The organism is Corynebacterium singulare (genome assembly GCF_000833575.1).
Taxonomy (GTDB): domain Bacteria; phylum Actinomycetota; class Actinomycetes; order Mycobacteriales; family Mycobacteriaceae; genus Corynebacterium; species Corynebacterium singulare.
Genome location: NZ_CP010827.1, coordinates 1,632,150 through 1,653,148, shown reverse-complemented (window position 1 = coordinate 1,653,148; position 20,999 = coordinate 1,632,150). Strand labels below are relative to the sequence as shown.

Annotated in this window: 19 protein-coding genes and 7 tRNA genes; 18 read left to right on the top strand and 8 right to left on the bottom strand. The window is 59.2% G+C overall.

The annotated features are described in order from the left end of the window. The first annotated feature begins 48 nt into the window (after positions 1-48). Positions 49-2,001 carry a 1-deoxy-D-xylulose-5-phosphate synthase gene (gene dxs, locus CSING_RS07705; protein WP_042531153.1) on the top strand — a complete coding sequence of 651 codons (1,953 nt, stop codon included), beginning with the start codon at positions 49-51 and terminating at the stop codon, positions 1,999-2,001. A gap of 15 nt (positions 2,002-2,016) precedes the next feature. On the opposite strand, the gene CSING_RS07700 is transcribed toward dxs, so the two are convergent. Then, the gene (locus CSING_RS07700; RefSeq protein ID WP_042531151.1) at positions 2,017-3,249 is read right to left on the bottom strand and encodes an HRDC domain-containing protein; all 1,233 of its coding nucleotides are present in this window, start codon (positions 3,247-3,249) and stop codon (positions 2,017-2,019) included. Between the two features lie 39 nt (positions 3,250-3,288). Then, positions 3,289-3,903, bottom strand: a complete 615-nt coding sequence (locus CSING_RS07695; RefSeq protein WP_042533289.1) for a DUF3000 domain-containing protein — start codon at positions 3,901-3,903, stop codon at positions 3,289-3,291. 177 nt (positions 3,904-4,080) lie between these two features. Here CSING_RS07695 and hemQ point away from each other — a divergent pair, with 177 nt between their 5' ends. Continuing rightward, the gene (gene hemQ / locus CSING_RS07690; RefSeq protein ID WP_042531149.1) at positions 4,081-4,782 is read left to right on the top strand and encodes a hydrogen peroxide-dependent heme synthase; all 702 of its coding nucleotides are present in this window, start codon (positions 4,081-4,083) and stop codon (positions 4,780-4,782) included. A 37-nt stretch (positions 4,783-4,819) separates the two neighbouring features. On the opposite strand, the gene msrB is transcribed toward hemQ, so the two are convergent. From msrB to CSING_RS07670, 4 genes are all read right to left on the bottom strand, one after another. Further along, positions 4,820-5,233 carry a peptide-methionine (R)-S-oxide reductase MsrB gene (gene msrB, locus CSING_RS07685; protein ID WP_042531146.1) on the bottom strand — a complete coding sequence of 138 codons (414 nt, stop codon included), beginning with the start codon at positions 5,231-5,233 and terminating at the stop codon, positions 4,820-4,822. Beyond that, positions 5,230-6,426 carry a glycosyltransferase family 87 protein gene (locus CSING_RS07680; RefSeq protein ID WP_084226185.1) on the bottom strand — a complete coding sequence of 399 codons (1,197 nt, stop codon included), beginning with the start codon at positions 6,424-6,426 and terminating at the stop codon, positions 5,230-5,232. The genes msrB and CSING_RS07680 overlap by 4 nt, the downstream gene beginning before the upstream one ends. 11 nt (positions 6,427-6,437) lie before the next feature. Continuing rightward, a complete protein-coding gene (locus CSING_RS07675; RefSeq protein WP_042531145.1) occupies positions 6,438-7,088 on the bottom strand; it encodes a dihydrofolate reductase family protein in 651 nt (216 codons plus the stop codon). A gap of 99 nt (positions 7,089-7,187) precedes the next feature. Continuing rightward, a tRNA-Val gene (locus CSING_RS07670) sits at positions 7,188-7,259 on the bottom strand. Positions 7,260-7,565: 306 nt separating this feature from the next. Between CSING_RS07670 and CSING_RS07665 the strand changes: the two genes are divergently transcribed. From CSING_RS07665 to CSING_RS07590, 16 genes are all read left to right on the top strand, one after another. Next, positions 7,566-7,641 (top strand) — tRNA-Gly (locus CSING_RS07665). 39 nt (positions 7,642-7,680) lie between these two features. Then, positions 7,681-7,752 (top strand) — tRNA-Val (locus CSING_RS07660). Between the two features lie 38 nt (positions 7,753-7,790). After that, positions 7,791-7,866, top strand: a tRNA-Gly gene (locus tag CSING_RS07655). Positions 7,867-7,897: 31 nt separating this feature from the next. After that, positions 7,898-7,968: transfer RNA gene (locus CSING_RS07650), tRNA-Cys, on the top strand. A 33-nt stretch (positions 7,969-8,001) separates the two neighbouring features. Further along, a tRNA-Val gene (locus CSING_RS07645) sits at positions 8,002-8,073 on the top strand. Between the two features lie 44 nt (positions 8,074-8,117). Next, positions 8,118-8,193 (top strand) — tRNA-Gly (locus tag CSING_RS07640). 163 nt (positions 8,194-8,356) lie between these two features. Further along, on the top strand, positions 8,357-10,441 hold the full coding sequence (locus CSING_RS07635) for a vWA domain-containing protein (protein ID WP_042531143.1): 2,085 nt from the start codon (positions 8,357-8,359) through the stop codon (positions 10,439-10,441). Positions 10,442-10,639: 198 nt separating this feature from the next. Continuing rightward, the gene (locus CSING_RS07630; RefSeq protein ID WP_042531141.1) at positions 10,640-11,242 is read left to right on the top strand and encodes a copper resistance CopC family protein; all 603 of its coding nucleotides are present in this window, start codon (positions 10,640-10,642) and stop codon (positions 11,240-11,242) included. 68 nt (positions 11,243-11,310) lie between these two features. Then, positions 11,311-11,970: a copper chaperone PCu(A)C gene (locus tag CSING_RS07625; protein ID WP_042531139.1), complete on the top strand. Its 660-nt coding sequence runs from the start codon at positions 11,311-11,313 to the stop codon at positions 11,968-11,970. A 62-nt stretch (positions 11,971-12,032) separates the two neighbouring features. Further along, a complete protein-coding gene (locus tag CSING_RS07620; RefSeq protein ID WP_042531137.1) occupies positions 12,033-13,298 on the top strand; it encodes a Dyp-type peroxidase in 1,266 nt (421 codons plus the stop codon). A 93-nt stretch (positions 13,299-13,391) separates the two neighbouring features. After that, positions 13,392-15,455 (top strand): threonine--tRNA ligase, encoded by a 2,064-nt coding sequence (thrS, locus tag CSING_RS07615; RefSeq protein WP_042531135.1) that lies wholly within the window; start codon positions 13,392-13,394, stop codon positions 15,453-15,455. A 54-nt stretch (positions 15,456-15,509) separates the two neighbouring features. Continuing rightward, positions 15,510-16,088: an HIT family protein gene (locus tag CSING_RS07610; protein ID WP_042531133.1), complete on the top strand. Its 579-nt coding sequence runs from the start codon at positions 15,510-15,512 to the stop codon at positions 16,086-16,088. After that, a complete protein-coding gene (gene pgsA, locus CSING_RS07605) occupies positions 16,081-16,707 on the top strand; it encodes a phosphatidylinositol phosphate synthase (RefSeq protein WP_042531131.1) in 627 nt (208 codons plus the stop codon). The genes CSING_RS07610 and pgsA overlap by 8 nt, the downstream gene beginning before the upstream one ends. A gap of 32 nt (positions 16,708-16,739) precedes the next feature. Beyond that, positions 16,740-17,669, top strand: a complete 930-nt coding sequence (locus CSING_RS07600) for a phosphatidylinositol mannoside acyltransferase (protein WP_042531129.1) — start codon at positions 16,740-16,742, stop codon at positions 17,667-17,669. Between the two features lie 15 nt (positions 17,670-17,684). Next, positions 17,685-18,800, top strand: coding sequence for a glycosyltransferase family 4 protein (locus CSING_RS07595; protein WP_042531127.1), 1,116 nt, complete (start codon positions 17,685-17,687; stop codon positions 18,798-18,800). Further along, positions 18,801-19,259, top strand: a complete 459-nt coding sequence (locus CSING_RS07590; RefSeq protein WP_042531125.1) for a hypothetical protein — start codon at positions 18,801-18,803, stop codon at positions 19,257-19,259. Here the strand turns inward: CSING_RS07590 and CSING_RS07585 are convergent. Both CSING_RS07585 and CSING_RS07580 read right to left on the bottom strand, forming a co-directional pair. Continuing rightward, positions 19,256-20,521, bottom strand: coding sequence for a glycosyltransferase 87 family protein (locus tag CSING_RS07585; RefSeq protein WP_042531122.1), 1,266 nt, complete (start codon positions 20,519-20,521; stop codon positions 19,256-19,258). The two genes, CSING_RS07590 and CSING_RS07585, sit on opposite strands and share 4 nt — an antisense overlap. Beyond that, positions 20,505-20,987: a DUF3817 domain-containing protein gene (locus tag CSING_RS07580; RefSeq protein WP_042533285.1), complete on the bottom strand. Its 483-nt coding sequence runs from the start codon at positions 20,985-20,987 to the stop codon at positions 20,505-20,507. Before CSING_RS07580 ends, CSING_RS07585 begins: the two co-directional genes overlap by 17 nt. Positions 20,988-20,999: the final 12 nt, after the last annotated feature.

Genomic DNA, 20,999 nt, shown 5'->3' with positions numbered 1-20,999 from the left:
ACGGTGGTAAAGAAAAGAACAAACGATGAAGGGGTTGACGGCAGCTCTATGAGCATTCTGGATTCCATTGAATCGCCAGCCGATCTCAAGGCTCTGAGCAAGACGCAGTTGGCTGAGCTTGCGGCGGATATCCGCCAGCGCCTAATTGAGAAGGTCTCCGCTACCGGCGGCCACCTTGGCCCGAACTTGGGCGTGGTCGAGCTCACCGTGGCAATTCACCGTGTATTCGATTCCCCGCGGGATCCCATCGTTTTCGATACGTCACACCAGTCCTATGTTCACAAGATGCTGACTGGCCGCACCGCACAGTTCGACACTCTGCGCCAGAAAGGCGGGCTGTCCGGCTACACCGACCGAGCGGAGTCTGAACACGACTGGACGGAATCGTCGCACGCGTCGGCTGCGCTGTCCACGGTCGACGGCCTCTCCAAGGCCTTTAAGATTCGTGGGGAATCCCACCGCAACGCCGTGGCAGTTGTTGGCGATGGTGCTTTGACCGGCGGCATGTGCTGGGAAGCATTGAACAATATCTCTGCGGATAAGGACCGCAACGTTGTCATCGTGGTCAACGATAACGGCCGTTCTTATTCGCCCACCATTGGTGGTCTGTCTGAGAACCTTGGCCGCATCCGCGCCCAGCATGGCTATGACGAATTCATGGAGTTGGGCAAAAAGCGCCTGAAGTCTATGGGCTGGGTAGGTGAGCGTACTTTTGATGCTCTTCACGCTATGAAAGAGGGCGTGAAGTCTACTGTTATGCCCACTGAGATGTTCCCCGAGCTGGGCATCAAATATGTCGGCCCAATCAACGGTCATGATATTGATGCCGTCGTGCGTGCGCTGAGTTACGCCCGTGATTACGAGGGCCCCATTATCGTCCATACCGTGACGGAGAAGGGGCACGGCTTTGCCCCCGCGGTTAATGAGCCCAAGGACCAGATGCACTCTACGGGAGCGATCGACCCGGTCACAGGCGTGTCCAAGGGTCAGAAGCAGCCGGGCTGGACCGCAGCCTTCTCTGAAGAACTCATCAAGGCCGGCCACGCACGCAAGGACATCGTCGCTATCACTGCCGCCATGGCTGGACCTACAGGTTTGGCACCATTCCAGGATGAGTTCCCGGAACGATTCTTCGATGTTGGCATCGCGGAACAACACGCTATGGCTTCCGCGTCTGGTCTCGCACTGGCCGGTATGCACCCGGTGGTGGCGGTGTACTCTACCTTCCTCAACCGTGCGGTGGACCAAGTGATCATGGACATCGCGCTGCTCAAGTTGCCGGTTACCATCGTGCTAGACCGCGCAGGCGTGACGGGCTCTGACGGCGCATCACACAACGGCGTATGGGACATGGCACTCATGAGTATTGTTCCTGGTATGCGCATTGCTGCGCCGCGCGATGGTGCCCGCCTGCGTGAGCTGTTCAACGAGGCCATTGCTATTGATGATGGCCCTACCGTCGTGCGTTTCCCCAAAGGCAATTTGTTGGATGATACCGACGAGCTGAAGCGCCTGGATGACGGCGTGGATATCCTGCGCTATTCCGACGCGACGGACAGCATTGAGGAGTCTGGCGATGCCTCCCATGAAACCACGGCAACTGACGTCCTCATCGTCTCTATTGGCGCGATGAGCACGCGCTCTTTGGGCGCTGCCGAGCTGCTGGAGGCGCAAGGCTTCAACGTGACCGTTGTAGACCCTCGCTGGCCAGTGCCGGTACCGCAGTCCATCGTGGCGCTGGCTGCCGACCATGACCTTGTTGTCACCGTCGAGGACGGCCTGCTCCGCGGTGGGGTTGGCTCGATGGTGGCCGAGGCACTTGATGCCGCAGACGTGGATACTCCGCTCCACCGCCTCGGTGTTCCGGGAGTGTTCCCAGTGCACGCTAGCCGTGGAGAATTACTCGAGGAATTTGGTCTCACCCCGCAGGGCATCGCGACGTCCATCAGCGAGTGGGTTGCAGTACGCAGCGAGGAAGAAGAAACGTCGAACGAAGCCTAGCCTCGTGCGTTCGCGCTAGCCGCGGAAGGAGACGAGCCCGTCAGCGATGAGCGGCGTGGCTAAGTCCACTTGCCAGTTGCGCGCACCTTGGGCGTGCAGGAATCCGGGGATATCGTCCAGATCGCGTATCTCGCCGGCAATACCGCCCTCAGGGCCCAAAGCTGCCCACACTGCCGCGCGCACGATGCTGGGTTTGAGAATAAGTTCATAACTCATGGTGAGTTCCTCACCCAGTGCTTCGACATCGCTGCGGATGTCCTGGTAGAGCCCCCAGAGATCCGGAAACTCGCGGGTGAAGACAGACTTGGACGGCACTGGGCGGGGGCTGCGCAACGGGGAGGGCCAGTTTTCTTTGGGGCTCGACGTGGCCGTGGTGACGGCATCCAGCCACTGCACGGTGGCCCCGCCACGACGGCGCGGGAAGCCTTTGATCTTGTTGATGTCATTGGGCGTGCGAGGAACCCGGCGAGCGATCTCAACGAGAACACGGTGGGGAAGGAGGCGGTTGGGCGCAACGTCCTGCGAGCGCGCGATGGACTCGCGGCGCTGCCACAGTTCACGTGCCACAGCGAGTTGCTCACGTGACCTGAGTGAGGACACGCCCTTGAGATCACGCCACGAACGCGGCTCTGGGGCGGTGATGTCGGCGTGTTCTGCTGCGATGTGGTCGAACTCCTCGTAGGCCCAATCCAGCTTTTCTTCCTCGGCGAGGATATCGCGCAGCGTCACAGCAAGCTCGTTGAGGAGCTCTACGTCCAACGCTGCATAGTTGCGCCACTGCCGCGGAATGGGGGTTTCGGACCAGTCAGAATCGCCGTAGCCTTTTTCCAGTTCGACGTCGAAAAGCTCCAGCACCATGGCTCCCAAGTTGGGGTGCGGGAAGCCAGCGAAGCGAGCGGCGAGCTCTGTGTCGAAGAGCGTCCCCGGGTAAAGGCCTAGCCATGCCAAGGAGGGAAGATCAGATGGCGCGGCGTGAATGACCCACTCTTGTCCATTGAGGACTGGGGCGAGCGCTGCCGTGAAATCAGGGCGGCGATGTTCAGGGGCGAGCAGGACAGTACCTGCGCCTTCTCGTCGAATCTGGACGAGGAAGGCACGGTCATCAAAGCGATATGCTGATGCGCGTTCGGTGTCGATGGCGAAGGGCCCACTGCCGGCCTCCAAGCGGGCCGCGGCGGCCTGGAAATCGCGCGGGGACGTCAACACCTTCGGCGTGCCGTCGCGAGGAACGCGGCGCAGTTCGGTCATCCCTGGACCTCCTTGGTGAGCTTTCTCGAAGCGCAGTGCTTAGCGGCCGAGCTCGGCCACGCCTTCGGGTGGAAGGCCGGCAACAAGAGCCAGGACCTGTGCGAAGGCCTCCACGTGAGGGGCCAGGTCGAGACCCTCAGCGGTCCACGAGGCGCGCATCTCGAGTTGGTAGGCGTGCGGCGGACCACCAATTTCGCCGAAGCGCACAGAGGCGGTCGAGGTCACCGTGCCACCCAAGTTGGTGTGGCTAGCCTCACGCAGCTCAAGGGATTCGGTGAGCCATTCCCAGGCGACGTCGGGAAGAAGCGGATCCCCGGCAACCGCATCGTCCAAGTCGGCTTGGATGTAGGCCACGAGGCGCATCGCGCCTTCCCAGGCCTCCTCAGCGCCTGGATCGTGGAGAAGAATAAGGCGCCCGAAGGCGTCACCCTCGGAGTCCGTAGGGACGATGTCTGCGTCCTGACCCGCGCGCGAGACCTCTAGACCAATGGCGTGGCTAAACGGCGCAAGGCGCTGCGGTGGACGAATGGTACCCAGGGTGATTTCAGGGCGAAGCTGCGCGGCATGAAGGGACTCAACGGCTTCAGTGAAAGCAGCCGGAGTCGTGGGCTCTGTAGTCTGAGAACCTGGGGCGGAGGTGGCACGATCATGCAGGTTGGTCGGTGCCCCTGCCCGGGTGCGCGAAGAAACGTCAGAATTGCTCACGGGGAACAAGGTATTAGCTCTACGCCCGTGGAGGGGGAAGGCGCGCCGTAGGCTAGTGGCGCAAGGCTGGGCCTACAACTTATGATGGATAAGAAATTCAGTCGCTTCCGAGCAAGGAGATTACGCATGTCGAAGGTCAACTTCAACGAGCTCAACAAGGTCCAGCGGTATTCGCAGCACGCGGTATTTCAGGTCATCCCTGGTACATTGGGCTCGGAGCGTCAAGACGCTATCGCACAGGCGCAGAAGTTCTTTTCCGATCTGGCAGAGACCGGTGTGGTTACCGTGCGTGGTATCTATGACCTGTCCGGCATGCGTGAGTCCGCTGACTTTATGATTTGGTGGCATGCGGAGGAGTTTGCTGATATTCAGAAGGCCTTTGCTGACTTCCGCCGTGAGACCGTCCTGGGGCAGGTTTCCGAAGTGACGTGGGTTGGTAACGCGCTGCACCGTCCAGCTGAGTTCAACAAGTCGCATCTGCCGTCCTTCATCATGGGCGAGGAGCCGGGCGAGTGGATTTCAGTGTACCCATTCGTGCGCTCTTACGATTGGTACACCATGGATGAGGAGAAGCGCCGCCGGATCCTCATGGAGCACGGTATGCAGGCGCGCGACTACCCGGATGTGCGCGCTAACACCGTGCCAGCTTTCGCCTTGGGGGATTATGAATGGATTCTCGCTTTTGAAGCCCCGGAGCTGCACCGCATCGTGGATCTGATGTATCTCATGCGCTACACCGAGGCCCGTCACCACGTGCGCGAGGAGATTCCGTTCCACACCGGCCGCCGTGTTAAGGACGTCGCCGAGCTGATGGAAATCTTGCCTTAAGGTGCGCGAAGGCTACCGTGCGAAGCCGGTGGGAGGTTTAGTCTTCCACCGGCTTTTCTTCAAGGTCGAGGCAGATCGAGTTGATGCAGTAGCGAAGATCGGTCGGAGTATCGTACCCCTCGCCTTCAAAGACATGGCCCAAGTGTGACTCGCAATTCGCGCAGAGCACCTCGATACGGCGCATACCGAGTGAGTTGTCCTCGCGCTCAATGACTGTGTCGCCGGCAAGCGGGGAGAAGAACGACGGCCAGCCGCAGTGCGACTCGAATTTTTCGGTCGAGCGGAAAAGTTCTGCGCCGCACGCTTTGCAGGAGTACACGCCCTCGGTGGTGGTGTTGGTGTATTCGCCAACGTGTGGCGGTTCGGTGCCGGCTTCGCGCAGGACGTAATACTCTTCGGGTGAAAGCCGCTTGCGCCATTCGGTATCTGCAATGAGCTTAAAATTGGTCATGCTCGGATTTTATCGTCCGCTCTAGGCCGCGGGCCAGTACTGCGCTCTGCTGTCCACCAGCCGGCGACGGACGACGCGGTGACAATAATGAGCAATCCCCAGCCGATAGTGGCGATGAAGACGCTCATCCACTGTGCTGCGGTGGGCATGCTTGACGACGTCCACTCGAACGGCCCCAAGAATAAAATTGCTGCTAGCCATGCACCCCACGAGTGAAATACCGAACGCGTTAGCAGCACCGTGAACATCATGGGGAAGAGCCACATGGAATAGTACTGCTGGCCCAAGGAGGAGAGAAAGAAAATACCGACCATGATGATTCCGGTGGTGCTCAGTGCCCAGAATTCGGGCTCGGAGTCTCGCCAGCGTAGAAGCCCAAGGATGGCTGCAGCGCAGAGCAGGGCGAAGAACAGCCAGATGGGGTAATAAAGCGTACCTGGCAGATCAAAGTAAGCTCGTACTCCCGGCCAAGACGCGTTCGCGTAGTCGCGGGTGGTGGCTAGGTAAGGGAGAAGGTGCGCGCGGAAGCCTTCCGTGCCGGGAACAAGTGGCCAAGCAATCAGGTTGGTAACTACAGGAACGGTTATGCCGAGGCCCAGTACCCACCAGCGCTTGTGAACGAGCGCGAGGAAAAGTAGGGGTGCGAATTGGGGCTTAACAAGGATGGCCAGCCCGATGCAGAGACCTGCGGCCCAGCTGTGCCGATCTAGCAGCACGAGGAACGCGGCCATGGCGAGTAATAACAGGCCGTTGATGTTAGTGAAAACAAGGGTGTTGGCAACAGATTCTGTGGCGAAGGCCGCTGCGATGCTGACCGGCCATACGGGCCCGCGCAGACTGCGCCCCACGTAGCGCGTCAGGAGCGCTAAGGCTGCGATGATGGCTGCTGCGTTGGCGAGGATGAAGGCGTAGCGCGCGTGTTCCTCGGACACTGCCCCCATGGGGGAGAGGAGGAGCGTTGCTCCAGGGTTGTAGAGATACAGCGGCTCCACGGAGGAGTAGTCCTGTTCATACACAGGAATGCCCTCCCAGAAGCGGCGAATAGCGCGGTAAACCGTGCCGAAATCATCCGTCACCGTGCCGGTAAACGCGAGCACGAAGACTCGGTGAAGCACCAGTATGACGGCGGCCGGCCACGCGGCGGCTGTCCACAGGCGGGCAGTGGTCAGGGAAGGTGGGGCCAGAGAAGTCACGACATGAGAGTTTACGGGGTGGATATGCGCCGGTAGCGCAGAAACACCGTGCTGTCGACGGGTGTGGCGTTCTCCAGCTCCAGTCGTAGTGCCGGGGAGGTGGCAGTGCCGTCCACAACGGGCTTCTCCACGGATGGCGAGATATGTGGATCTATGGTCAGGTAGAGCTTATCCAGTAGTCCGGATTCGATGAACGCGGAGTAGATGGATGGCCCGCCCTCGCAGGAGATGCGCGTTGCGCCGCGTTCGCGCAGTGCAGCGATGGCTTCGGTGACGCTTCCGGTTCCGGTGCTCACGAGCTCCGCGCCGGCAGCTTCTAATTGCTGTGCTTCGGCGGACGTCATGCGCTCCTCGGGGGTCAGGATAATGGGGCCGCCGGCGACGAACTCTTCGAATCCTGCAAAGTCGAGTGACTGGCTCAATACGGCTAGGCGCGTGCTTGTCGCCACCTCATATCCCTCCGCCTTCACCGTTCCCGACCCCACCACAGCAACATCTGCCCACTCGCGTAGCGCGGCAAAAAGCTCTCCATCGGCCTCGTTGCCCATGGGGTCGGACGTGCCATCAATAGTGGCTGAGCCGTGCAGTGTACTGACGGCGATGAGGCGAACTCCCTCGCTGTCGGGGCCAAGCAGCGTGTCAATCAATGTGGTGTCACTCATGATGCCCCAGCCTACGTGTTTGGGCGGAACCTTTTGTGTGGTGTCATGTTCGGCGGGTATGAAAACGAGAAAACCGCAGCTAGGCTGCGGTTTAAGCTGTGGTCCTAGCTGGGATTGAACCAGCGACCTTTCCGGTGTGAACGGAACGCTCTCCCACTGAGCTATAGAACCTTGGCGCAGCCCTTAAGCTACACCGCGTGTCAGATAACGGCCTAATCGTCCAGCTCAACCATACTTTCGGAGGATTAGCTTGGTTTCGGTCTGGCTCGGTGCGGCCGTCGCAGTCTCAGTATCGTGGGGCGCTCAGTATCGTGGGGACGGGCAACAGCGGGCACCAACAGCCCCAATCACATCGATGTAAGCTGCGACTGTAAGGGAGGGTCGGAAATGTTGCCGTGGGCTGCGGATTTGGAAACTGCGGCGGCGCACGATAATGTTTCTACTCGCACCACGGCACACCAGCCGGGAACGTGCAATGCGGATGTAGCGCAGTTGGTAGCGCATCACCTTGCCAAGGTGAGGGTCGCGAGTTCGAGTCTCGTCATCCGCTCCAAGGCTTCCATTAGTGTGGCAGGCCTTGATAACACCATAAGCGCGTTTAGCTCAGCGGGAGAGCGCTTCCCTGACACGGAAGAGGTCACTGGTTCAATCCCAGTATCGCGCACAAGGACTTTGTCCTAGAAACCGGGCCTGGTTTCGAATGCGGATGTAGCGCAGTTGGTAGCGCATCACCTTGCCAAGGTGAGGGTCGCGAGTTCGAGTCTCGTCATCCGCTCCAGCACATGTAGTGTGTGAGGCGGTATCGCCACGGTGGAATGGCCGAGTGGTGAGGCAACGGTCTGCAAAACCGTGCACACGGGTTCGATTCCCGTTTCCACCTCAAAATGCTGGCGCCCACTCTAGGGTGCTGCGAGCGCGTTTAGCTCAGCGGGAGAGCGCTTCCCTGACACGGAAGAGGTCACTGGTTCAATCCCAGTATCGCGCACAGGGTTTCCTTAGAGGAGCCCGCGGCAAGCTTCTGCTTGCCACGCGGATGTAGCGCAGTTGGTAGCGCATCACCTTGCCAAGGTGAGGGTCGCGAGTTCGAGTCTCGTCATCCGCTCCACGAAAAGGGCGTCTTTCCACAAAAGGTAAGACGCCCTTCAATCTTTTCATCACGCCGCAGGCGGGTGGCGGGGGAACCTTCCCCACAGCGAGGGACGCTTCTGAGTCTTTTGTCTATGGTGTTTATCACAACCATCTCATTTCAAGGAAGTGGACACCTCTCTATGACAACTCTGCCCACACGATCAGCACCAGGTCAGCGCTGGCTTGCTCTTATCTTTGTTACGCTGCTGGTGTTCTTGGGGACACTAGGGGCAGCCGTAGTTCCTGCCCGCGCACAGAACCCCACTGGTGTAACTGATTCGGATTCTTCCGCCTCTGAAACATCTTCGGTCCCGCGCTCTGAGGAAGTCGCTCCCGTGGATGAAAACAGTGGTGCAACAATGTTGGTGTTGGATTCCTCTGGTTCCATGAACGCGCAAGATGCTGGTGGTCAGACGCGTCTGGATGCAGCAAAAGACGCGACCAAGAATTTTGTACATGAGTTGGGTGGAACCATTCCGCTCGGGCTTGTTACCTACGGCGGAACGGTCGACGAGGCCCCGGAGAATCAAGAAGAAGGATGCCGCGATATTCACGTGGTGAGCGGCCCTAAGAAGGACGTAGGGGATTCGTTTACAGGTCCCATCGATGCACTCCAGGCTAAGGGGTATACCCCGATTGGAGATTCCCTGAAAAAGGCAGCCGAGGAATTGGGTGGCCAGCACGGCACCATCGTGCTGGTGTCTGACGGAATCGACACCTGCGCGCCGCCGCCAGTATGTGAGGTGGCTAAAGAACTCCATGAAAAGGGCATCGACCTCGTCATCAACACCATTGGTTTTAACGTCGATGAGGAGGCTCGCAAGGAGCTTTCCTGTATCGCAGATGCCGCAGGCGGCGAGTATCTCGACGCGGATGATGCAGATTCCCTGGCGGCAATGATTAAGAAGGCCGCTGGGCGTGCGGCAAACATTTATGAGTCCAATGTGGAACAGATCGAGGGTAGCGAAGACATCTCAACGCCTACGGAGCTGCCGCGGTGGGAGTCCGGGGAGGACTTCATCTTCCGGGCTGAGTTGGATGCCCCGCCGAATGGCGGCAAGGATTCGCGCACCGACTTCCACGCGGAGTCATGGTCTATCCCCGTCAAACCAGGCGAGCGTTATGTGGCGACGATGTACAAGACTCTCGAAGGAGCAGTAGGAACACCGGATAGGTTGTACTTGAAGACGTTTTTCGGTGATGGCACAAAACCGCCGACGGGCACGCATGGTGGTGACGAAGGCTCAGATGAGTGCACAGCTGACTCGGACAGTGCGCTCCCTGGTATCGGATCTGATGCCCTGCCTAGCGCTAGCGCTTATACCTACGAAATCGGTTCCGAGAATTGCCAGGGCGACTTGGTTTTGACCGCGATGCGAGCAGGTGAATACAAGGTCGATGAGCCCTTTGACGTGGAGATCCTGCTTCACCGCGTTGACCCAGTATCCAACAAGGACGAACTCGTCAGCGGTCTCAGCAGCGAGCTGGACGGTGAACTCCATGCCAACGCCAACGGCGCTGAACAGATGGCTCCCGGAAACTGGTTTAACAATGCCGCGGAGCTTCGCAGTGGACAGACCATCGAAACCGACATTGTGCAGGGCGAAGCGCACGTCTACAAGGTCCCTATGAAGGAAGGCCAGCAGTTGGCTGCCGCAATCAAAGCTGGTGAGGTCTCGGACGAGCAGGCACTCCAATACTCATTCCTTGACGTGGCTATCCTCAATCCAGTTCGGGAGGAAGCTGGGGAGCCTGAGAATTTAATCTGGCCCAAGGAGGGGGACGAAGGGTCAGCTTCGGCGTCCAAGCCTGTTGCTTTTAGCAACCGTTTCAGCTCAAATGCGGCGAACTCCTATGGCAACGCGAACTGGTTGGAGGGTGATTACTACATTGTGGTGACCTTGGACAGTGGTAAGGGAGATGAATCGGGGGAGGGCGAAGATAACCCCTCTGACAAGCGTGCCACCATGAAGTATTACCTCACCTCCAAGGTGCTGGGTGACCCAATCCAGGGGCCGAAGTATGAGCCTGTCAGTGACAAGACTGAAGAGCCACGCCCTTCGGACGAAAACAAGACAGAGACGAAGGACCAAGCCCGTGGTGCTGATGACAAGTCTGGCAAAATGATGAGTGGTCTTCTTTACGCCTTGGGGGCGGCGGGACTCATTCTCTTATTTGCCACCATCATCCTCCTGGTATTTCTTCTCCGAGGCCGTGGAAGGTAAAACGTGTAGTAAACGCTCGCGATGAAACCTTTTTCAATAGCTTTCGCTGCGGCGGGGAACTTTCTTCCTCGTCTCAGCGACTACTGAGTAACCTCGTGCATTCCGCGCGGGGAAGGATTGGCTAGCGTGTCCCTCCCGGCGATAGGATGAGGGAACATCAATCAAAAGTTTCATCCGAGCAAAGGAGTTGTCCACACGATGCAGCTGCGTAAGGTCATGACCGCTCTCGCCGCCGGATCCACAAGCCTCATGCTTGGCCTTTCTGCGCCGATGGCGGTGGCTCACGATTCGGTTATTGGTGGCAACGTGGTGAGTGACACTCCACTTGAAGAGTTTCCACGTGAGATCACTCTGGAGTTTTCCGGCATCCCGAAGGACACCTTCAACACGTTTGCTGTCAGCGAGAAAGACACGGGAACCGTGCTTTTCGACGCCGAACCTACCATTGACGGTCGCAACCTCACCGTAGATGTTCCCCAAGACGTTGAACCCGGCGATGGTGACTACCAGGTGGGATTTCGCATTACGTCCTCCGATGGTCACTCTACGCTGGGATCTGTTGAATTCACCGTTGCCTCAGATGGTGATACCTCCGCCGGGGATACCGCTGATGCAGGCAGTTCCTCCGATGGCGCAGACGAAGTAGGCAACGGCCAGAATCAAGAAGAAAACTCCGACGCGCCGCTCAGCGCGCTGTCTGGCCCAGCGAAGTGGATCGTTGGCCTTGGTGCAGTGCTCGTCGTGGTAGCGGTTGTTTTCGTCTTCGGCGCTAAGACCCGACGTTCTAATGGTGAATCCTAAGAGCCAATTTCGGCGCTAGCACTTTTCCCTCTTCCTTACAGAAACCCCGCTTCAGAAAGGCATGTCCCATGCTGACATCCCGTACCTTTATTCGTACTTCCGTGGCTGCCCTTGCCGCCGCTAGCCTGACCTTGTCCGGTTGCTCGAACAGCGAAGAAGATTCCACCGTAGCGACTCCTGGCGCTGGGATTACTACTGATGCAGACGCTGGGGCGTCGGCGGATGCTAGTGCTGCTCAGAAGGACGGCTCCGAGGACGCGAGCATTACCTTTGAGGATGGCGTCGTGCGCGCAATGGAGGAAGGTGCCGATATGACTTCGATCTTCGGCACGCTGCACAACACCACGGACAAGGATCTCAAAGTAGAAGGCTTTACCTCTTCCATCGAGGCGAAGCAGTACCAGATTCATGAGGTCGTTGACGGTGTCATGCAGGAAAAGGCCGATGGTTTCGACATCCCCGCCGGCGAGTCTGTCGAGCTCGAACCCGGTGGCTACCATTTCATGCTCATGGGCGTAGCCGAACCAATCATGGCTGGTGAAACCGTGACGATGACGCTCAAGCTCGAGGACGGTTCCTCAATAGAGCTTGGTGACATCCCCGTTCGCTCGATTGGTGCCGGTGATGAAAACTACGGTGACATGCAGGGCATGGAGCATGGCGAACACGGCGAACATCATGACGACGGCGATCATGCAGAGCACGCTGGCCATGCTGACCACTCTTAACACGCCCGCCACGTGGCTGTAGAAACCCGATAGGGCAGAAGACGCATACAGAAAGGTGAACAATGAGCGGGTTCGAGGAACCTGTCAGCCGGCGCGGATTACTCGCTGGCGGTGCTGTGGCCGCGAGTGCAATGGCTTTGGCCAGCTGTACTCAAGACGACGCTGACAGCATCGCGGCTAACCCCGATTCAGCACAGGCCGGTGATGCCGGGAGTACGGGTCCCGAGGGCGTCGAAGACACCATGGGTGGTGACATCATCGCCTTTGATGGCCAGCACCAAGCAGGAATCCAAACCCCAATTCAAGCTCACGTGGAGCTGGTGGGTTTTAAATTGAAGAAGGAAACCTCCGCCCGTGGTGCAACAGCACTCATGAGGCTGTGGACTGAAGATGCTCGCCGTCTGTGCACAGGTGAAAACCCGCTAGGCAGCCTTGAACCCGAACTTGCCGTGACTCCAGCTAACCTCACCGTCACGTGTGGCTGGGGTGAAGGTTTGTTCAACGTACTAGGTGCTGAGAAGCCTGAGTGGCTGCGCCCTCTACGCTCTTTCGCACACGATGATCTTCGCCCCGAATGGGGACAGACGGACATTGTGTTGCAGATTTGCAGCGATGATCCGCTCACGGCAGCCCATGTTCTTCGGCACATGGTTCGCGCTGGCAAGGACTATGTCGAGGTGGCATGGGTGCAGCAAGGGTTTAGTCACGCCTATGGTTCCGTCCCTAAGGGCACCACCGCGCGCAACCTTTTCGGCCAAGTTGATGGAACCGTGAATCCGCGCGAGGATGAGGACTTCGCCGAACAAGTATGGATTGAGAAGGGGCCCTTTGCCGGGGGAAGCGCCATGGTAGTGCGCCGTATCCATATGAATTTGGATACTTGGGAGCAATTGGACCGCGACGCGCGCGAAACGGCTACCGGCCGCACGTTGGATACTGGGGCGCCGATTGGTGCTCAGGATGAATTCGACCCTGTGGACTTGGATGCGCGCAATGAGTTCGGGCTTAAAGCTATCGACCCCAACTCACATGTTGCCCGTGCACATCCGCCCAAGGATCACCCTGAACAGAAACTCCTTCGCCGCGCGTTTAACTACAACCTTCCACCCACACCAGAAACCACTGCCCGCGGTGAGCTGAGCAACGCAGGTTTGGTGTTCATCTGTTATCAGAAGGATCCGTCGAAACAGTTTGAACCCATTCAGACTCGCCTTGATGAGGCGGATCGCCTCAATGAGTGGATTACCCATATTGGCTCCGCTGTCTACTATGTACCCGCCGGAACTGATGGCGGAACCTTCTGGGGCGAATCGCTCATCCGCAGTTAAGAGGGGTAGACTAAGCCGCTGTAACTTTCTCGATGAGTGCTGCTCGGCCAGGTATGTCGAGCGGCGCGTGAGCGCAAAGGAGCGCAACAGGTCATGGCGGAAATGATTCCAGCAGTCCCGGTGAACTATGAGCCCATTACGGTCCCGGCCGGTACTGCCGTGGGAGCAGCTATGCGCGAGCATGAGCTGCCGAACAAGGGCCCCGAAGCAGTCGTCGTTGTCCGCGGTGCTGACGGCACCCTCTACGATCTCTCCCACACCCCGGATACTGATGCCGAGTTCACGCCTGTTGCCGCCTGCGAAGAAGACGGACGTGCCGTCATCCGCCACTCCTGTGGCCACGTCATGGCACAGGCCGTTCAGGCAGAATTCCCGGGCACCAAACTGGGCATTGGCCCGGCCATTGAGAATGGTTTCTACTTCGACTTCCAGACCGCAGAGCCCTTCACCCCTGAAGACCTCAAAGCGATTGAGAAGCGGATGAAGAAGATCATTAAGGGCGGTCAGCGCTTCGAGCGCCACGTTTACGCCAGCACTGAGGAAGCTGAAGAAGCACTGGCGAACGAGCCTTTCAAGCTGGAGCTAGTGCAGGACAAGGGTAACGTGGACCCGAATTCTGATGAGGCCGCTGAGGTAGGCTCAGGTGACCTGACCCACTATGACAACATCAACCCGCGCACCGGTGAGGTGGAGTGGTTTGATCTTTGCCGTGGCCCACACGTGCCGACCACCAAGTACATCCCGGCGTTTACGCTGACGCGTTCCTCGGCTGCCTACTGGCGCGGTGACCAGTCCAAGGCTGGCCTGCAGCGCATCTACGGCACCGCCTTCGAATCCAAGGAGGCGCTTGAGTCTTACAAGACGATGGTGGAAGAAGCAGAAAAGCGCGACCACCGCCGCCTGGGCGCCGAGCTAGACCTGTTCTCCTTCCCGGATGAGATCGGTTCTGGCTTCCCAGTCTTCCACCCCAACGGCGCTACCGTGCGTATGGAAATGGAGGAGCACTCGCGCCGCCGCCACATCGCGGACGGCTACTCCTTCGTGTCCACTCCGCACCTGACCAAGGGAGACCTGTTTAAGAAGTCTGGTCACCTCGATTTCTATGCCGATGGCATGTTCCCGCCGATGCAGCTTGACGGTGAATGGGATGAGGAAGGCAACTGCACCAAGCAGCCGCAGGACTACTACGCCAAGCCGATGAACTGCCCGATGCACAACCTCATCTTCGCCTCTCGCGGCCGCTCCTACCGTGAGCTTCCGCTGCGCCTCTTCGAGTTCGGTACGGTCTACCGCTACGAGAAGTCCGGCGTGATCCATGGCCTGACTCGTGCGCGCGGCTTTACCCAGGATGACTCCCACATTTACTGCACCCCCGAGCAGCTCGAGGAAGAGCTGACCAAGGTGCTGGAGTTCATCATCTCCCTGCTCAAGGACTACGGCTTGGATGATTTCTACCTGGAGCTGTCCACCAAGGACCCGAATAAGTATGTCGGCTCCGATGAAATTTGGGAGCGCTCTACTCGGATCTTGCAGTCGGTGGCAGAAAAGTCTGGCCTTGACCTGGTCCCGGACCCGGCGGGTGCCGCATTCTACGGCCCGAAGATTTCCGTCCAGGCCCGTGACGCCATCGGCCGTACCTGGCAGATGTCCACCGTGCAGTTGGACTTCAACCTGCCGGAGCGCTTTGAGCTGGAGTACACCGCGTCCGATGGCACCAAGCAGCGCCCGATCATGATTCACCGCGCGCTCTTCGGTTCTATCGAGCGCTTCTTCGGCGTGCTTCTTGAGCACTACGCGGGTGCCTTCCCGGCTTGGCTTGCTCCGCACCAGGTGGTCGGCATCCCCGTTGCCGATACTTTTGCGCCGCACCTCGAAGACGTGTGTGCACAGCTCCGTGCTCGCGGCCTACGTGCCGACGTCGATACGTCCGATGACCGCATGCAAAAGAAGATTCGCAACCACACCACCGGCAAGGTGCCGTTCATGCTGCTGGCCGGTGAACGCGATGTGGAAGCCGGTGCCGTGTCCTTCCGTTTCCTCGATGGCACCCAGGTCAACGGTGTGCCGGTGGATGCCGCGGTGAACGTCATTGAGGCGTGGGTCCGTGAGCGCAACAATGACCAGCCGACCAAGGACACCATCGCCGAGCGCGTCTAGACGCGACATGGTTGAGAGGACATCATAAGAATCGCTGAAGGGAGACAACGAAGAGTGGAAGAGTACGTCGATACCGGCCTGGGAACCCCCGACCGCCTAGAGCGCCTGTGGGCGCCGTACCGCATGAGCTACATCAAGCGGGAAGGCGGAGCCGGTGACGTGCCGAAGACAGCCCACAATCCGTTTGTGGAGATCCCGCAGATGTCGGACGAAGACGGCCTCATCGTGGCCCGCGGTGAGCTTGTTTATTGCGTGCTCAACCTGTACCCCTACAACGCTGGCCACATGATGGTCATCCCGTACCGCCAAGAATCGGAACTGGAGAACCTCACCGAGGAGGAATCCCAGGAGCTTTTCCGCTTTGCCCAGGCTGCCATCCGGGTTCTCAAGAAGGTGTCCGGCCCTGACGCGGTCAATGCTGGGTTTAACCTGGGACGCGCCTCGGGAGGATCTGTGGGTCAGCATCTCCACATGCATATTGTGCCGCGCTGGAGTGGAGATTCTAATTTCATGACTATTGTGGATGGAGTCAAAGTGCTGCCCCAGCTCCTCAAAGATACCCGCTCCCTGCTGGCGCAGGGGTGGGAGGAGCTCGCCGCCGAGGGACTCATTCCAGGAGAAGCGCATGCTTAGTGTTCATGGGCGCAAGCCCGCCGCCGTGGTCGTAGTACCCGTGGCCAAGCTGTTCCTCAAGATGGGCTTGACGCCAAACGTAGTGACCGTGGTCGGAACCATTGTTACTATCGCTATTTCCGTCATCCTTATACCGCTGGATCACCTCTTTGCGGCAGCAGTCTTGTCAGGCCTTTTCGCCGCTTTTGACATGCTCGACGGCACAATGGCGCGCCTGACGACGGGTGGTTCGAAGTTTGGCGCAACGCTCGATGCCTCCTGTGATCGCATCACAGATGGGGCACTCTTCGCTGCGATTGCTTATTGGATGGTGTATGTCGATCATGCTCACCCCGTGAATTTCGCCGCCTGCATGGTGGTGTTGGTCAGCTCTCAGGTGATCTCCTATGTCAAGGCCCGCGGTGAGGCTTCCGGTTTCACCATGGTTGGCGGGCTCGTCGAAAGACCTGAGCGCCTTATTCTTGGTCTGGGCGGCGTGGGGCTGGAAGGCCTCGGCGTCCCGTATGCCCTGGAAATTTCGCTGTGGCTGCTGGCGGTAGGCTCATTGTTCACCATCTATCAGAGGATGCGGCAAGCAGCGCGCCAGGACACCAAGTCCCGTTTCATGAAGGACCTTTAAAGCATTTCTGACCTGAGAGGGAGAGACTCGCAATGGCATTCATGGATCGGGAGCGCCTTGCTGCCGCCGGATATATTGCCTGCTGGCGTATTGTGCGCTACCTTCCGCGGCCCCTAGCTGCGTGGCTCTTTGAGCGGGGTGCTGACTATGCCAGTGACAACGGCAAAGGCATGGAGCAGTTGCGCCGTAACCTGAGCCGCGTCGTCGGACCCGAAAACGTCACCCGCGAACTCGTGCGGGATTCTATGCGCTCCTACATGCGCTATTGGCTCGAGGCTTTCCGCCTTCCTGCGATTCATTCCGATCCTCGGCTCCATGAACGCCTGCTGACGGGCATGCGAGGCAAGGAGCATTCGGATGCCTCGATCGCCTCGGGGCGCGGGGTCATCTTTGCCTTGCCGCATTCAGGCAACTGGGATATGGCGGGTGTGTTTTGTGTGAACCACTACGGCGGATTCACTACAGTCGCCGAGCGAGTGAAGCCGGAGGTGCTTTTCGACGCCTTCGTGGATTACCGCGAGAGCCTCGGCTTCACCGTCGTGCCCTTGACCGGAGGCTCCGCCTCGCCGTACCCGCGCCTCAAAGAAACGTTGGAGCGTAGTGGCGTGGTCTGCCTACTGGCCGACCGCGACCTCACCCGGACGGGCGTGACTGTGGATTTCATGGGGGAGGAGGCCAACGTTGCTGCCGGTCCAGCGCAACTCGCCATAGAAACCGGTGCCGCACTTCATGTGGTGCATTCCTTCTTCGATGGTGAGGGCTGGGGCCTTACTGTCAGCCCAGAAGTGGAAGTCACGACGCTGCAGGAAACCTGCCAGCGCATGGCCGATGGTTTTGCCGAGAACATTCGTCAGCACCCTGCAGATTGGCACATGCTGCAGCCACAGTGGAATGAGGATGTGGATAGGCGCCGCCAGTTACGTCAGATGCAGCGTCGTCGACCGCCTACGCTGACAAAGTAAGGAGAGGAGACGACCATGCGGATCGGTATTGTCTGCCCCTACTCTTTCGACGAGCCGGGCGGCGTTCAGGCCCACATCCTTGATTTGGCCACAGTGTTTATCGAACAGGGCCATGATGTGGAGGTGCTGGGGCCGGCGTCGTCAAGCACGCAGGTGCCCAGCTTTGTGCGTAAGGGTGGCTGGGCGATCCCTCTGACGTACAACGGCTCCGTCGCGCGACTGGCCATGGGACCGCACGTTGGCCGCAACATCAAGCGCTTCATCCGTGAGGGGAACTTTGATGTCCTGCACATTCACGAGCCGAACTCACCGAGCTACTCCATGGCGGCCTTGGCCATGGTTCACGGGCCTATCGTGGCCACCTATCACGCTTCGGCCTCCAGCTCACTCATCTTGACCCTCGCCAAGCCATTCCTTCGTCCGTACCTGGAGAAGATCCGGGGAGGGATTGCGGTGTCGGAGATGGCGCGTCGCTGGCAGGTGGAGCAACTCGGAGGTGACCCAGTCCTCATTCCAAACGGAGTGGACACGTCGGTGTATGCCCGTGAGCGTCAACAATCCAACGCACGCGTCTGGGACGACGTGGACAGCGAGAAGCCTGTGGAGATTGTGTTCTTGGGGCGCTTCGATGAACCGCGAAAAGGTTTGGACATTCTCCTCGAAGCACTTACTCTTCTTCCCGACAAGGTGCGCGTAACCGTCATGGGGGGCGGGCACCCGCGCACCGTTCCCGGCGTGGACTTCGTGGGGCGCGTTAGTGATGCAGAAAAGGCAGCCATCCTGGGGCGGGCGGATATTTATGTTGCCCCCAACACGGGTGGAGAAAGTTTTGGCATCGTGCTCGTGGAGGCCATGGCGGCTGGCTGCGCGGTGGTGGCCTCGGATCTGGAGGCCTTCGCGGCGGTGTGCAACAGCGAGTCCGAGGAACCTGCTGGCGTGCTCTTCCGGAATGGTGACGCCACGGATTTGGCCCGGGTATTGGAGGGACTCGTGAGGAACCCAGACAGGCGCGCCGCCTTGACGCAAGCGGGTACTCAACGCGCGCGTGACTATGACTGGGATCATGTCGCCGCCGCGGTCATGCGTGTGTATGAAACCGTCGCTGATGGCACGAAGGTTCGGGTGAAATAAGTGGCCATTGAACTAGTCATCATTCTGGCCGTGGTGATCATCATCGCGATGTGGGCGCTGTTTACCGCCCAGCGCCTCAATTCCCTCCATATCCGCACTGATGCGGCCTTGGCACAACTGGAGGCGACTCTGGATCGACGTGCAGCTGTGGTGAGTGCGCTCGCCCCCGAATTGGCGCCGCTCGCTAGCCGTGCTGAGTCCACGGAACTGGCCCAAGGCCATTTCGATGAGCGCACGACTCGGGAACGTGAGCTGTCCACAGCGCTTGCGCAGCGTTTTGACACACTCCCCGCGTTGCTTGCCGACGCCGAAGGGCGCATCCATCTTGCTCACCGCTTCTACAACGAAGCAGTGAGCGATACTCGTGCGCTGCGCCTGCGTCCGGCGGTGAAGTGGCTGCGATTGGGTGGCACGGCAAAGCTTCCGGAGTTCTTTGAGCTCAACCAGATAGAGGTCTAAGCCACCTGCGGCGCTCGTTCTGCGATCCGTGCGGCGCGGAACTCTAGGCGGTGCCAAACAAGTGCGACGACGGCCATGATGAGGATAAGCACGTTGCGAGCAACGAGTGCGTAGACGGGGGCAGCCTGCTCGCCCACGTAGAACCACACATAGTCGTAGCCATAGGGGTAAATGTATGCTCCCAGCGCTGCTGCCCCAATAGTGAGAGCAGCCATGCTGGTTCTCAGAACAGTGCGCTGTGGCGCTAGGCGCCGATCTGCCTCGGACTCTAGAGGCACTTCCGCGCGGATAGCTACGGCAAGAATAGGGCCGATCCACACAATGTATTGCGGGGAAAACACCTTGTTTGTAGCGATAAGCAGGACAATGGCGGCAAGAAAGAAAACCACGGTAGAACGAGGATCCCACCCGCCGCGAATAAACCGCACGGCAGCCACAGCCAGTATCCACACCAGGACGCATGCTAGAGCAATGGTGCTGAAGGTTAGGGCGGTCTCCACACCGGGTCCGGTGATTTCATAGCTCTTGGAGGCGGCGTAGTTCATTTCCCACACGCCTGGATGATGGTGAGCCTGATAGACAAACAACGTGGCAGCGAGAGATTCAATCTGAAGGCCGCGCTCGTCCTGATAGGTCAGGGGAGAGAACAGCCGTTCCACCCCGCTGAAGCAGGCGACCGCCGCGCAGATCGCGAGGATAGCGCCGAAGAAGGACGCGAGGCGCTGCCACGACGACCGCGAGGTCGAACGGCCGACCAAGCCCGCGGCCACAACACCCGGCCACAGTTTGACCGCTGTGGCCCAGGCCAAAAGAGCAGAGGCAATGCGGGGCCGAGTGGCGAGCAGAGCACCAGCACCTGCGACGAGTAGCCCGGGATACAAATCGAGGCGCCAGACAAAGACATGGCCGACTGCCGTTCCAAAGAAAACCCAGAACCACGCGGCTGCAAAAACAGACCGCCGTTGGTGATTGTTGCGAAGGAGAAGGGCGAGGAAGAGGGCGTCAGCAAGCAGCATCATGAGCGTAAACGCCACGCGATACGTGTCGCCGTTATCACCCGTAAGCCACGCGAGGATAATGGTTGGCCACGTTCCCGGCTGTGGATACTCCGTCATGGCGGAGGGATCCTCACCGTAGACGCCTTCCAAGTAGTAGTAGAGATCCCCCGCGGGCATGGTGTTGCCGAGGAGCAAGGCGATGAGGAGGACTCTGGCCGCAGTCCAGCCGGCCCATACAGCAGGGACTTTAGCGATTATTTTCAATGGCGGACTCGACATCGACGGGTGGGCCGAGCATTAGCAGGACGCTAAAGACGATGGCTACGACAAGGAGGCCGATGATGGCAGTGCGAGCTGGGTGGCGAACAGCTTGCGCCAGAATCTTGTCGAAGAAACCGTGCGGCTCAGCATCATCAGCGAAGCGCCATGGGCCGTCAACGAGGCCGCGCTTGGACACCCAGATGGCAAAGGGAAGCGCGGCCAACGGGATGACTGTGACCACGAGGCCAAGGACTCCGACGCCGAACGACCAGCGGTTGTTAATCCACACCAGGGCCGTCATGAGTAGGAAGCACAGGAAGCCGAAGCCGTGGATACCGCCTGCAAAGGGGGTTAGCGCTGCGGTGGTGCCGGAGTACTTGAGGATCATCGACACAATGAGCAGCGACCACGTAAACATCTCGAGGTAGGCGGCCACGCGGTGCACGCTATGCGGAGTGGTTGAAGTCATGCGGAACATACT

Bases quoted from the DNA above. Each gene is read 5' to 3' on its own strand.
- dxs (WP_042531153.1), top strand. From the start codon at position 49: ATGAGCATTCTGGATTCCATTGAATCGCCAGCCGATCTCAAGGCTCTG.
- CSING_RS07700 (WP_042531151.1), bottom strand. From the start codon at position 3,249: ATGACCGAACTGCGCCGCGTTCCTCGCGACGGCACGCCGAAGGTGTTG.
- hemQ (WP_042531149.1), top strand. From the start codon at position 4,081: ATGTCGAAGGTCAACTTCAACGAGCTCAACAAGGTCCAGCGGTATTCG.
- msrB (WP_042531146.1), bottom strand. From the start codon at position 5,233: ATGACCAATTTTAAGCTCATTGCAGATACCGAATGGCGCAAGCGGCTT.
- CSING_RS07675 (WP_042531145.1), bottom strand. From the start codon at position 7,088: ATGAGTGACACCACATTGATTGACACGCTGCTTGGCCCCGACAGCGAG.
- CSING_RS07635 (WP_042531143.1), top strand. From the start codon at position 8,357: ATGACAACTCTGCCCACACGATCAGCACCAGGTCAGCGCTGGCTTGCT.
- CSING_RS07630 (WP_042531141.1), top strand. From the start codon at position 10,640: ATGCAGCTGCGTAAGGTCATGACCGCTCTCGCCGCCGGATCCACAAGC.
- CSING_RS07625 (WP_042531139.1), top strand. From the start codon at position 11,311: ATGCTGACATCCCGTACCTTTATTCGTACTTCCGTGGCTGCCCTTGCC.
- CSING_RS07620 (WP_042531137.1), top strand. From the start codon at position 12,033: ATGAGCGGGTTCGAGGAACCTGTCAGCCGGCGCGGATTACTCGCTGGC.
- thrS (WP_042531135.1), top strand. From the start codon at position 13,392: ATGGCGGAAATGATTCCAGCAGTCCCGGTGAACTATGAGCCCATTACG.
- pgsA (WP_042531131.1), top strand. From the start codon at position 16,081: ATGCTTAGTGTTCATGGGCGCAAGCCCGCCGCCGTGGTCGTAGTACCC.
- CSING_RS07600 (WP_042531129.1), top strand. From the start codon at position 16,740: ATGGCATTCATGGATCGGGAGCGCCTTGCTGCCGCCGGATATATTGCC.
- CSING_RS07595 (WP_042531127.1), top strand. From the start codon at position 17,685: ATGCGGATCGGTATTGTCTGCCCCTACTCTTTCGACGAGCCGGGCGGC.
- CSING_RS07580 (WP_042533285.1), bottom strand. From the start codon at position 20,987: ATGACTTCAACCACTCCGCATAGCGTGCACCGCGTGGCCGCCTACCTC.